The organism is Sphingomonas sp. GW821-FHT12D09 (assembly GCF_058807215.1).
This window is the reverse complement of the sequence record NZ_JBXAQL010000005.1, coordinates 221,106-233,965: the sequence shown is the minus strand read 5'-3', so window position 1 is coordinate 233,965 and position 12,860 is coordinate 221,106. Positions and strand designations below refer to the sequence as shown.

Annotated in this window: 8 protein-coding genes; 1 reads left to right on the top strand and 7 read right to left on the bottom strand. The window is 69.8% G+C overall.

From position 1 onward, the window contains the following. The first annotated feature begins 48 nt into the window (after positions 1–48). Complete coding sequence (gene argJ, locus AC1RPL_RS20900; RefSeq protein ID WP_493072188.1) at positions 49–1,275, top strand: bifunctional glutamate N-acetyltransferase/amino-acid acetyltransferase ArgJ; 1,227 nt, start codon at positions 49–51, stop codon at positions 1,273–1,275. 41 nt (positions 1,276–1,316) lie between these two features. On the opposite strand, the gene trxA is transcribed toward argJ, so the two are convergent. From trxA to AC1RPL_RS20865, 7 genes are all read right to left on the bottom strand, one after another. Then, positions 1,317–1,637, bottom strand: a complete 321-nt coding sequence (gene trxA / locus AC1RPL_RS20895; RefSeq protein ID WP_493072186.1) for a thioredoxin — start codon at positions 1,635–1,637, stop codon at positions 1,317–1,319. A gap of 54 nt (positions 1,638–1,691) precedes the next feature. Beyond that, positions 1,692–5,114 carry a double-strand break repair helicase AddA gene (gene addA, locus AC1RPL_RS20890; protein WP_493072184.1) on the bottom strand — a complete coding sequence of 1,141 codons (3,423 nt, stop codon included), beginning with the start codon at positions 5,112–5,114 and terminating at the stop codon, positions 1,692–1,694. Positions 5,115–5,281: 167 nt separating this feature from the next. Next, on the bottom strand, positions 5,282–8,215 hold the full coding sequence (gene addB, locus AC1RPL_RS20885; RefSeq protein ID WP_493072182.1) for a double-strand break repair protein AddB: 2,934 nt from the start codon (positions 8,213–8,215) through the stop codon (positions 5,282–5,284). 87 nt (positions 8,216–8,302) lie between these two features. Next, positions 8,303–9,064, bottom strand: a complete 762-nt coding sequence (locus AC1RPL_RS20880) for a nucleotidyltransferase family protein (protein WP_493072180.1) — start codon at positions 9,062–9,064, stop codon at positions 8,303–8,305. Beyond that, positions 9,061–10,044 carry an aminoglycoside phosphotransferase family protein gene (locus tag AC1RPL_RS20875; protein WP_493072421.1) on the bottom strand — a complete coding sequence of 328 codons (984 nt, stop codon included), beginning with the start codon at positions 10,042–10,044 and terminating at the stop codon, positions 9,061–9,063. The genes AC1RPL_RS20880 and AC1RPL_RS20875 overlap by 4 nt, the downstream gene beginning before the upstream one ends. Beyond that, the gene (gene tsaE / locus AC1RPL_RS20870; RefSeq protein ID WP_493072179.1) at positions 10,041–10,484 is read right to left on the bottom strand and encodes a tRNA (adenosine(37)-N6)-threonylcarbamoyltransferase complex ATPase subunit type 1 TsaE; all 444 of its coding nucleotides are present in this window, start codon (positions 10,482–10,484) and stop codon (positions 10,041–10,043) included. Before tsaE ends, AC1RPL_RS20875 begins: the two co-directional genes overlap by 4 nt. After that, positions 10,481–12,820, bottom strand: coding sequence for a sensor histidine kinase (locus AC1RPL_RS20865; RefSeq protein WP_493072177.1), 2,340 nt, complete (start codon positions 12,818–12,820; stop codon positions 10,481–10,483). Before AC1RPL_RS20865 ends, tsaE begins: the two co-directional genes overlap by 4 nt. Positions 12,821–12,860 lie beyond the last annotated feature (40 nt).

Sequence of the window (12,860 nt, the reverse complement as noted above, 5' to 3'; positions counted from 1 at the left end):
TCCCCCTGCTTGCCCGAAGCGAGCGCCAGCTTAGCAACAGGTCTGCCCATGTCCATCGAACGCTCCCCGCTCGCGCTGCCTTTCCCTGCCCTGCCGGTGATTCCCGGCGTCACCACGCGCGTCGCACGGGCGCGCTACAAGAACTGGGACCGTTGCGACCTGACCTTTATCGAGCTGGCGCCGGGCACCGCGGTGGCGGGCGTGCTGACCAGCAGCAAATGCCCCTCCCCCGAGGTGGAATGGTGCCGCAAGGCGCTGCCGCTGGGCGCGGCGCGCGCGCTGGTCATCAACGCAGGCAACAGCAACGCCTTCACCGGCAATCGCGGCCGCGCCGCCGTGGAGGCGATCGCCGCGCGGGCCGCCGCGCATCTGGGCTGCCAGCCTTCGGACGTGTTCGTCGCCTCCACCGGCGTGATCGGCGTGCCGCTGCCGATCGACAAGGCCGAGGCCGGGCTCGACGCCGCCTTCACCGCCGAACCCTGTAGCTGGGAAGACGCCGCCGCGACGATCATGACCACCGACACCTTCGCCAAGGGCGCGGTGACGCGCGCGGTGGTGGGCGGCAGGACCGTCCAGCTGGCCGGCATCATCAAGGGATCGGGCATGATCGCGCCCGACATGGCGACGATGCTCGGCTTCATCTTCACCGATGCCGCGGTCGATCCCGCCTGGCTGCAGACTGCGCTGGGCGACGCGAACCGCAAGACCTTCTCGTGCATCACCGTCGATGGCGACACCTCGACCAGCGACACGGTGCTAGCCTTCGCCACCGGCAGCGCGGGCAACGCAGTGCTGGCGAGCGACGAGGATGAGGGCGCCGACGCCTTTCGCGCCGCGCTCCAGGACATGTGCCACCAGCTCGCACAGCTCGTCGTGCGCGATGGCGAAGGTGCGCAGAAGCTGATCGAGATCACCGTCGAGGGCGCCGAGAGCGACGACAGCGCCCACCGCATCGCGATGTCGATCGCCAATTCGCCGCTGGTGAAGACCGCCATCGCCGGAGAGGACGCCAATTGGGGCCGCGTCGTCATGGCCGTGGGCAAGGCCGGCGAACCGGCCGAGCGCGACAAGCTCGCGATCCGCTTCGGCGCCACGCAGGTGGCGCGCGATGGCCTCGCGGTGGAAGGCTATGACGAAGCCCCGGTGGCGGCGCATCTCAAGGGCCGCGAGATCGAGATCGGCATCGAGCTGGGCCTGGACGAGGGCCGCGCCACCGTGTGGACCTGCGACCTGACGCACGGCTATATCTCGATCAACGCCGATTACCGGAGCTGAGCCGAAGCAGCGCGAGGCGTGGCGCCTCCCGCCCTATGGGTTCAGAGCACACCCTCGAGCCACTTCTTGATGCCGTTCTTGGGCATTGCGCCGACCTGCGTCGCCGCGGGCTGGCCGTCCTTGAACAGGATCATGGTCGGGATGCCGCGCACGCCGTACTTGGTCGGCGCGTCGGGATTCTCGTCGATGTCGATCTTGATGATCTGAACTTGGTCGGCAAGCTCCTCGGCAAGCTCTTCGAGCGCCGGGGCGATCATCTTGCACGGCCCGCACCACTCCGCCCAGAAATCGACGAGGACCGGCTTGCCGGCTTCGAGAACGTCGCTGCTGAAATTGGCGTCGGTGGTAGCCTTGGTGGCCATGGGGTAAACTCCTGATACGATGTGAGGGCTAATCTATGGTGCGACCTCGCTGGGTCAAGCGCGCGAAGCCAAGCTTTGCTCCGTGGCAGCGAAGCCCGGCTTGTTTGCCGCCAGCAATTCGGCGGGCAGCAGGTGGAGAACCGGCCCTGCGGCATAGAGCAGCCCCGCCTCTACAATGCGCCCCGGGAAGATCACCGTGAGAGCGGCGGCATAGGCGGCCATCTGGCGCAGGTGATAGTTGGGCAGGTCGGCAAGGCTGGCGGGCGCACGGCGGCCGGTCTTGAAGTCGATCACGCGGACATGGCTGTCGGTGACCACCAGGCGATCGACCGTGCCGGAGACCACCAGGCCATCGCCCAGCACCGCGGCGATGGGGGCCTCACCCAGGGAATCGGGGCCGAAAAGCCCGGAAAAGCGTGGATCTTCGGTCACCGCCAGCGCGGCCGAAGCGAGTTCGGCGCGCAGGCTCGCGTCGGAGACGCCCCCTGCTCCGGCCAGCCAGCGCTCGGCCGCAGCGGCGCGCTCACCGGGGCTAACCGACGGCAATCGCTCGAACAAAGCATGCAGGAGCCGACCGCGCTCGGCTGCCGCGCGGAGGGCCGGCGTGGGCGGGGGATCGGCCACGCTGTCGTCGCCCAGCGACGAGGGCGCGAGGGGACGTGGCGGGCGGGCTTCCTCGGGGGCCGGGCGGCGGGCCCAGTCGGGGAGTGCCGCCAGCTCGGCGGGCCCCTGGGCGGGACGGGGCCTGGCGGGGACCGGGTTCTGGGGGTGCAAGCCCTTGAATTCTCGCGTCTCGCCCTCCCCTACCCCAAGCGCATCGAGGGCGGCGGCGGAGGCGGCGTACCAGCTCTTCTGCGGGGGAACGCCCTTGGCCATGGGGCCCAGCGCGCCGGCGATCACCAGGCGTTCCTCGGCCCTGGTGGCGGCCACGTAGAACAGACGCCAATGCTCGCTAAGTTCGCGCGCATCGGCTTTTTCGAGGACCTCTCCGAGTACGCCCCGCTCAGAGGCGCGGGGCCGGAAGATCGGCAGCTTTCCGAGCTCACTGGACGGTTCCCAACTCAGAAAGTCGCGCGGGGACCTTGTCGGGTCGACCGTGGCGTCGGCGAGGATGACCAGCGGCGCCTGCAGGCCCTTGGCGCCGTGCGCGGTCATCACCCGTACCGCGCCCTGCGGCTGGGCGGCGTCGCGGACGATCTCGACATCGCCGCGATCGAACCAGTCGAGGAAGCGCTGCAGCGAAGGCGTGGCCACCTTCTCGAAGTTGAGCGCTGCGTTCAGCAGCTCCTCGATCGGGTCGCGCGCCTCTTCGCCGAGGCGGCGCAGCAGCTTGTAGCGGCCGTTCAGGGGGCCGGAGAGGATCTCCTCGAGGAAGCGATAGGGCGTGGCGATGTCGGCACGGGCGAGCAGCGCGTAGAGCGGCGCCAGGCGTTCGTCCGGTTGCGTATTCCGAAGGTGGCGCCACAGCCCGCCCCGCTCTCGCACCGCGCCCGCCATCAGCTCGTCCTGGCTCCAGCCGATCAGCGGCGAGACCAGCAGCGACGCGAGCGACAGGTCATCCTCGGGCTGGAGCGCGAAGCGGATCGCCGCGAGCAAATCCTGCACCGCGAGCGGGGCATTCAACCGCAGGCGGTCGACACCCGCCACCGGCACGCCCTCGGCATAGAGGCGCGCGACGATCAGCGAGGCCAGCTCGCCGCGGCGCTTGACCAGGATCATCACATCCTCGGGCGCGAGCTTGCGGCCCTTGCTCTCCAGGTCGAGCGTGCCCACCCACCCCTTGATCGCCCGGGCGATGTCGCCGGCGAGCTTGCGCGTGGCGTCGCTGACCCACTCCTCCTCGTCGGCCTCGGTGCCACCTTCGGTGACCGGAGGCCACAAAGTCACGGTGCCCGGGCCCGGGACTTCGCTGGCATGTTCCTCGGCATCGGAAAGGTCGCCCATGCCGGGCAGCGGCAGCGCGCCGATCGCGGCATCGACGAATTCGAGCACGGGGCGGGTCGAGCGGAAGCTGTGGGTAAGCGAGAGCTCCTCGACTTCGCGCGGGTAAACATCGAAGTCCGGATCGGCCACTATGCGTGATTTCGCCAGGAACCGCTCGAAGGCGGCACGGAAGAAGATCGGATCGGTGCCCTGGAAGCCGAAGATCGCCTGCTTGTAGTCGCCGACGGTGAACAGCGTGCGGATCGTTTCGGCGCGCACGCCCTCACCAACGAAGAACTCGTCCGCAATCGCGCTGACGATCGCCCATTGCTGGGGATTGGTGTCCTGCGCCTCGTCGATCAGGACATGCTCGGTCGCCTGGTCGAGCTTGAAGCGCACCCATTCGCCCATGCCCGGCGTGCCGAGCAGCGCGACGGTGGCGTGGATCAGGTCGTTGAAATCGACCGCGCCGAGGCGGCGCTTGGCCTGCTTGTAGGTCTCGGCATAGATTCGGCCTGCTTCGAGCCCCAACGCCAGCAGGTCGGCATACGCCGCCTGCGTCTTCATGCCGAGCAGCTCGGCGCAGGTCGCGTAGAGCCGCATCGCATAATCGGCATAGGCCGGGTCCTGCGGCGTCTGGCCCTTGCCGAAGGAGCGCGGCTCGCCCTTGGCGGTGGCCCAGATGCCGTGGAGGTCGGCAAGGCTGGCGGCGCGCGCCTCGGGGCCCTTGCCGAGCCAGGCGGCGGCGATGTCGGCGCGCTCCAGGCCGCGCGTGGTGCCCCAATCGGCGTTCATGACCGTGAGCGCGCGCAAACTTCCGAGATCGAACTGTTCATCGCTGCAGCGGCGGGCGATCTCGGCATCGACGTCGCCGAGGGGGAGACTCAGCGCCTCGCGGAGATAAGGCTGGATCAGCAGGGGCAATTCGGCCAGCGCCTCCCCTTCCCGCGCGCAGGCCTTGAGGAAATCCTCGGCCTTGCCTTCGCCCAGGCGGAGCGAGAGGGCGCCGACAGCGTCCACCACCCATCCCCGATGTTCACGCTCGGCATCGACGAGCATCTCGGCCAGCGCCTCGCGCGCCAGCACGGCTTCCTCGCGCTGGTCGAGCGGGCGGAAGCCGGGGACCAAGCCCGCTTCCATCGGGAAGGCAGCGAGTAGCGACTGGCAGAAGCTGTGGATCGTCTGGATGCGAATGCCGCCGCCCGGCGCATCGAGCACCTTGGCGAAGAGCTGGCGCGCCTTTTCGCGGCCCGAAGGCGAGATGTTCTCGCCCAGCGCTTCCAGATCGGCGGCAAGCTCGGTGTCGGATGCGCGCACCCAGCGGGCGAGCCGGCTGGTGATCCGCTCGGACATCTCGGCGGCGCCGGCCTTGGTGAAGGTGAGGCACAGGATCGCGCCGGGATCGGTGCCGCCGAGCAGCAGCCGCCAGACGCGCGCGGCGAGCACCTGGGTCTTGCCGGTGCCGGCCGAGGCGGAGAGCCAGATATGGCGGCCGGGATCGCTGGCGGCCTTCTGGTTGCCCTTGAGTTTGTGGAGGGGGCGGACTTCAGTCATTTCCCGTGTCCGTCATCCGCGCTTCCACCACAATCATCCCCGCGCTCTTTTCCGTCATCCCCGCGCAGGCGGGGATCCAAGGCCAAGCAGGACCGACCGGGCAGAGTAACCCTGGATCCCCGCCTGGGCGGGGATGACGGGATTGGGTGGGAGCGGTCACACCAACCTCAATCACGGCCATACCATTCGTCGCGGCGCATCAGCTGGTCATATTCGGCATAGGGGGCATATTCGGGGACGAGCTTGGCGGTGAAGGGCTCGTCGCCGGTCAGCCAGGCGCGCACCGCTTCGGCGAAGTGGTGCGCGGCGATGTCGACGAACTCCTCGGCCGGGATCGGCTCCTTCTTCTTCGGGTCGACCGGGCTGTCGACATAGCCGAAGCCGCCGGTGCGCGGGGAGCGGGCGAGCGACCAGTATTCGAAGGCGCGGGCGACACCCTCGATGTCCGCGAAGCCGCCGCGTTCGGCGATCAGCCCGAGCAGGCCGAGCTGGAGGCTGAACCCGGCGCGGACGGCGCGGGTGCTCGGCGGCTGGCCGGTCTTGTAGTCAACGATCGCCAGGCTGTTATCGGCAAGGCGATCGATCCGGTCGAACTTGCCGCGCAGCTTGACGCCGGCGAACTCGATCTCGCCGTCGAGCTCGACCGCGAGCACCTTGCGATCGGGATTCTCGGCGATCTGGCGGGCGATCCAGTCGATCGCTTCCATCAGGCGCGGCTGCCAGAGCGCGCGCATCATCGGGTGGGTGCGCTCGTCCGCCAGCATCGCCTCGGCGCGGGCGCGCAGCTTCGCCGGATCGCAGGCGTCGAGCTCGAACCATTTCTGAAGAACGTCGTGCACCGCCGTGCCGCGCCACGCCGCGCTGGGATCGGCATCGACCGGATCGAGCGGACCGAGCTTGAGCATCCGGCGGGCGTAGAAGGCGTAAGGGTCGGCCTTCAAGCGATCGACTTCGGTGACCGAGATCGCCTTGGGACGCGCTTCCACCGGCGGCGAGGGCTCGGGGCGCTCGGCAGGTTCGTGGACGCCGGGCGCGTCGATCGCATGGACCCAGCCGGCAAGGTCATGGGCGCGATCGAGGCCGCCCGACAGCGCTTCGAGCCGGAGCCAGAAGCGCGAGGCGATGGTCGGCGCGGTGGCGTCGCGGCGGGCGCGGGTGAGCAGCACTTCGGGCGCGCCGAGCGCGCCGGCGAGATCGTGGGCGGACAGGCCGATGCGGCGCTCCAGGCCGGGCAGCTCCAGTTCGGCGCGGATACGCGGGGCCAGCCAGGGATCGGGCGCGGGCAGGCCCGGCCAGACGCCTTCGTTGAGCCCCGAGAGGATCATCAGGTCGGTGGTCTGCAAGCGAGCTTCGATCTGGCCGAGGATGGCAAGGCGCGGATGGCCGCCCTGGGGCGGGCGCACGGCGATCTGGTCCATCAGCGTGCGCAGCATCGGGGCGAGCGTCTCGGGATCGGCGCGCCGCGGGCCGTCGGCGGCTTCACGTTCGAGATCGTCGAGCAGCGTGGCGGCGGCGCGGCCCTCGGCGCGGCTCCACAGGCTGTCGCCGCCCAGCGACTGGGCGGCTTCGCGCAGGGCCGCGAGCAGGGCCGGGATCGGCTGGGCGCCGGTTGCGAAGGCGGCTTCGAGCGGGGCGAGCAGCGCCTTGGCCTCGGGCCACCAGCGTTGGGCGGCCTTGCGGATGGGCCCGTCCCTGCCCTCCTGCTCGGCGAGATGACGGTCGATGCCGGCGAGGTCGGGCGCCGGGCGGGGGCCGCGCAGCGCACGGTCGAGCAGGCGGGCGCCTTCGAGCCATTCGGGGCGCGTCTCGGGCATCACCAGCGGGTGCTTGAGCAGGGTCAGCAGCGGCAACGGGGCGAAGCGCTGGGCGGCGGCATCGGCGAGCGCGAGCAGCAAGGTGCCCGGCGGCAGGATCGAAAGCGGCTGGCCGGCGGAATCGTCCACGACGATCCCCCACCGCGCGCAATGGGCAGCAACGCGGCGGGCGAGCGCGCGGTCAGGCGTGACGAGCGCGGCGGTCTTTTCCGGGGTCTCCAGCACCTGGCGGAGCGCCAGGGCGATGGCCTGGGCTTCCTCGGCAGGCGTCGCGAGTTCGAGGACGCGGACGCCGTCGAGCTTGCGTTCCTTTTCGGGGAGCGTCGTCCAGCCATGGGTAAGGCCGGGCGGCTGCATCGCCGAGGCGATCGCCTTGCTGCGCGACGGCGCGGCGTCATGCTCGCTCGCGGCGCGCCAGGGATCGAACTCGCTGCGGTGGACGCCCATCCGCTCCAGGAGGAGCTTGAGGTGGAATTGCGGGTGGGTCTCGAGGTTGCGCTTGCGGCGGCCGGTGACGGGATCGGGCGCGTGGGGCCCGAGCATGTCCCATTCGGTGTCGCTGATCGCGATGGCGAGATCGGGGAGGACGACCATGCCATTGGGGAGCTCGGCGACGAGGCGCTGGAGCCGGGCGATGGCGGGCGCGCTGGCGGTGATGCCGGCGGCGCAGACGAAGCCCGTGGGCGGGCTGGTCTTCCAGCGCTTGACGACCTTGTCGATGAGCAGGCGGCGGCGGTCTGCGAGGTCGATGCGGCCGAGACGGGCGAGTTCGCCTGGCCAGCGTTCGAGGACGATCTCGAAAAGGTGCAGCGAGCGTTCCCAATGCGCTGACAGCTCGGGGCCGAGATCGAGCTCCTTGAGCTTGCGCGGTGGCACTTCCTCGATGAGCAGCTGGTCGAGCGTGGCGGCGAGGTCGCCGGCGAGGCGGACGGCTTCGGCGGCGTCGTGGCGGGGCTCGGCTTCCTGGATGAGGCGGGCGAGGATGAGCTGGCGCTGGAGCGGCTCGACCGCGGGGGGCACGGGATCGGGATCGCCGGCAGCATCGAACACCGCTTCGTCGAGCTCGGGATCGCCGACCGCGACAAGGCGCGGGAGCAACAGGCCGCCGCCGCTGGCGCGGACGAAGGCGTCCTGGATGGCTTTCTTGGCGCGATTGTTGGGGAGCAGGATCAGGCCGCGGGCGAGCTGCATGGGGTCGGCCCCGAAGCGCTTCAGCAAGCCGTTCGCGAGTGCATCCGCGAAGGCGCGGTGCGGGGGGATGGTGTAGAGGTTTGGGGCGGTGGGCATTGGCACGGGAAACCTAGAGCATCGCCCTTCCATCGTCATCCCCGCGAAGGCGGGAGATGACGGAGGTTATTTGGCGATGGACCTGGCTCAAACCGTCGCCAGCACGTCCTCGGCTTCCTTGACCGCGCCGGGAGTGCCGACGTCGAACCACAGGCCCTGGTGGACCACGCCCCACAACCGCCCCTGCTCCATTGCACGGTTCCAGAAGAGGTTGGTCGAGAATGGCCCCTCGGGCCAGTCGCGGATCACGCGCGGCGAGAGGATCTGGGCGCCGGCATAGACGAAGGGCGCGAGGCGGCCGGGCTTGCGGCGCTCGGTGATGCGCCCCAACGGGTCGAGGCGGAAATCGCCCTGCCCCTTGTGGCTGAAAGCGCGGGCGAGCGGCACGAGCAGGAGCAGCGCGTCCATCCTGTCGTCGTCCCAGGCGGCGGCGAGCGCGTGCAGCGAAGTGATCGGGCCGTCGACCCAGAGCGTGTCGCTGTTGACCGTGAAGAAGGGCTTGTCGCCGAGCAGCGCGCGCGCCTGGACGATGCCGCCGCCGGTCTCCATCAGCTGGGCGCGCTCATCGGAGATCAGCACGTCGACACCCTCGGCGCGGGCCTTCAGGTGCGCCTCGACCTGGTCCGCCAGGTAATGGACGTTGACCACCGCGCGCTTGATCCCGGCCTCGCGCAGGTGATCCATCGTGTGGTCGAGCAGCGTCTTGCCGGCGACTTCGACCAGCGGCTTGGGGCGCGTGACGGTGAGCGGGCGCATGCGCTTGCCGAGGCCGGCGGCCATCACCATCGCGGTCTCCGGCATGGCGACGTCCGGATTGGGGCGCAGCGAATAGGTAGCGGACTGCTTCATGCGCCGGCAATGGTCAGCGGGTCGCCGCGCATGTCTTCGGGGACGTTCGCGGCGAACCAGTCGGCCACCGGCTTGAGCGCGGGGTGCTGGAGGTCGCGGTTGAGATAGGTCCAGACGCGCGGGCACAGGCCCGGATAGCGCGGCTTGCCGTCGCGCTTCCACAGCCGGGTGAAGATGCCGACGATCTTGGCGTTCCGCTGCGCGCCGAGCACGTGATAGGCCACGTCGAACGCATCGCCGGCGCCGGTGATGCGCTTGTAGCGGTCGAGCATCGCGGTCTCGAGGCTCTCGGGCACGTCGCGGCGCGCGTCCTGCAGCAGCGAGACGAGGTCATAGGCGGGGTGGCCCGCCAGCGCGTCCTGGAAGTCGAGCAGGCCCAAGGTCTCCGCCGCGCTACCGTCGATCAGCATGATGTTCTCGACATGGTAATCGCGCAGCACGGTGACGGGCGTGTGACCGGAAAGGACCGGGGCGAGGGCTTCGTCCCAGGCCTTGCGATACCCTTCGATATCGGCGTCGAGGCCGACCGCGGGGCAATACCATTCGGGGAGCAGGTCCGCCTCGCGGTGATATTCGGCCAGGGTGTAGGGATTGAGGATGTCTGCCGCCGGATGCTCGGCGAGGCGGATGATCAGGTCGACCGCTTCCTCGTAGAGGCGCAGCTCGCTCTCGGGGGCGGCGTCGACGGTCTCGCGCATGCGTGCGTCGCCGAAGTCCTGGATGAGGACGAGGCCCTCGCCAAGGTCCTCGTGCAGGATCTCGGGCGCGGCGAAGCCGTGGCTGGTGAGCCAGCGGGCGATGTTGATGAAGGGGCGCGGATCCTCGTGCGGGGGCGGCGCATCCATCAGTATCGCGGTGCGGTCATGCTCCACGACGCGGAAATAGCGGCGGAACGAGGCGTCGCCGGCAAGCGGGCGGATCTCGGCCCCGCCCCAACCGGCGGCAACGAGGAAGTCGGGCGCCGTGGCGGGCGGATTCATGTCAGAGACCATCGGTCCTTCCATGCCGCCGGGACCTTGGCTGTCAAGGCGCGCGCGCCGTCCGGTGCCACATCCAGGGACAACCACAGCGCATCGTGCCACGCCGCATCGCCCAAACGCTCGGGCCATTCGACGATCAGCAGCGAATCATGGCGGGCGTCGTCGAGGCCCAGCTCCTCGGCTTCTTGCGGGTCATCGATTCGGTAGAGATCGACGTGGAAGACGGGGAAGCGGACTTCGGGCGGCGCATAGGGCTGGACGATCGCGAAGCTGGGGCTCGGCGCCTCCTCTTCCAGGCCGAGCGCCGCCAGGAGCCCGCGGGCAATGCTGGTCTTGCCGGCGCCGAGCGGTCCGGAGAGCGCGATCACGTCGCCCGGACGGACGAGTTCGGCCAGCTTGCGGCCGAGATCGAGCGATTCTTCGGGCGAGCGCAGGATCATGCCCGCGGCAGCTCCACCGTCACCAAAGTGCCCTCACCCGGCTCGGAGATCAGCTCGATGCGGCCGCGATGCGCCTCGACGAACTGGCGGGCGATTGGGAGGCCCAAGCCCAGCGTGCGCTCGCTGCCCCGGGCATTGCCGAACTGGGCGAAGCGATCGAAAGCGCTCGCCGCCGCCTCCGGGCTCATGCCGGGGCTGTTGTCGGAAACGATCACGCGCGCCACGCGACTGTTGCCGTCCAAGTGGAGCAGCACCCTGCCCTGCTCCGGCGTCGCCGCGACGGCGTGGCGCAGCAGATGCTCGATCACCTGGCGGAGGCGCCGCGGATCGCCGATGACGCTGCCCGCGCTGCCGGCATCCTCGACGACCAGCTCGATACCCTTGGCCTTGGCCAGCTGCGCGATCGCCTCGGCAGCATTCTGCGCGGCCATCTCGATATCGACCGGTACCCGCTCCAGCGGCGTGCCTTCGCTCTGGGTCAGGTCGAGCACTTCGTCGATCATCGTTCCCAGCCGCTCGACCGAGACGAGGATCGCCTCGGAATATTCCTGCCCGCTCGCACTCAGCGGGCCGGCAAAGCCGCCGTGCAGCATCTCGCCAAAGCCCTTGATCGACGTGAGCGGCGTGCGCAGCTCATAGCTCATGTTGGCGAGGAACGAGGTCTTGACCCGGTCCGCCGCCTCCAGCGCTTCGTTGCGATCCCTGAGTGCACGCTCGGCGCGGTGATGATCGGTAGTGTCGAGCATCGTCACCAGCGCATTGCCGTCGGGCAGCGGCACCGCGGTGACGTCGAAATGCCGGCCATCGGCAAAGGCGATGCTGGAGCCGCGCGACTGGCGCTCCTGCGCCGCCATGCGCACCAGATCGCCGATCACGTCCGCCCGCGCCGGATTGGCCAGCTTCGGGCCCGCCGCACGGGTGAGCGCCAGTACCTGGGGGTGCCCGTCGAGGAAGGCATCCTCGAAGTCCCAGACCTGGCGAAACTTGCGGTTCCACAGCTGGAGCCGGCCCTTGCCGAACACGGCGACGGCTTCGGCCAGGCTCTCCAGCGTCGCGGTGCGCACCTGCTGCATCTCGCCATGCTCGCGCTGCAGCTCGAACTGCTGGGTGCGATCCTCGAACAGCAACAGCAGCCCGCCCTCGGGCAGAGGCTGCGCGACGACGCGCAGATGGGTCGGACCCATCGTCCAGGTCTCTTCCACCGCCTCGGCCGAGACGAACCATTCGCGCCGCTCGGCCTTCCAGGCCGGATAGTCGCGTACTTCGGGCAGGCGATTGGTCTCGCGCATGCGATCGAGCACGCGGTCGAACTCGGGGCGATCGGCCAGCCACTCGTTCTTCATCGCGAACATGCGGCGGAACGGCTGGTTGGAGAAGATCAGGCTGCGGTCCGCGCCGAACTGCGCCACGCCTGCCGATATCTTGTCGAGCATCGCGCGCTGGGCCTGGGCGAAGCGCTTCAGGCCGCCGCGCGCCTGTTCGAGCTCCTCGATATCGACGGCGAAGCCCGCCACCCCACCGGTACCCAACGGCATGTCGTGCAGGCGCAGCATCCGGCGGGTGCCGCCGATCGTCGCGGGCATCGCCACGGTCTGCGGCTCGCCGGTGTCGCGCGCGATCGCGGCATTGGCGAGCGGCCCGCCAAAGCCGACGCCCTCGACCAGTTCGAGCCCGCGGGCGACCACGTCCTCGGCATCCTTGCCCTCGACCGCCTCGACATAGGCGGTATTGACCATCAGCAGGCGAAGGTCGGTGCCGCGATACCACATCGGCATCGGCGCAGCCTCGATCAGCGCGGTCAGCGCGTCGAAGGCGGCGCGCAGGCGCGTCGCCTCGCGCTGGAGCCGGTTGATCTCGGCCTGGCTCTCGGTCGCGTCGAGGAACCACAGCACCACGCCGCCCGGCGCGTTGACTGCCTGGGGCGCGCGCTCGCCGATCACCAGCAGCGCGCGTTCGGAGCCCTGTGCCCGTACCGAGAGGGCGAACGGCTTGCCCGCCTTTTGCGCGGCAGAGACGTGGACGCCCAGCGCATCTGCATCCTCGGGCAGCAGCCCCGCCCCCTTCCCACTCAACGCGTCCAGCCCGCGGGGCAGGTCCTGGAGGCCCAGCCAGTCGCCGAGCCGGCGCGGCAGCTCGAGCCGGCCATCGGCACGGACCAGCATCGCCTGCGCGGGCGATCCGCTCACCAGGGCGGCGAGCTGGGCATTGATCTCGGCGATCCCGGCAGCTTCGGCACGCGCGCGCAGCCCGGCGAACAATGCCCAGACGCTGCCGATCACGAGCAGCGCCAGCGCAGCACCCGCGAGCACCGCGGCCGATTGCGTGATGTGGATCAAAGCGCGCCGCTCCGGGGATTCATTGCGGACCCTTAGGACA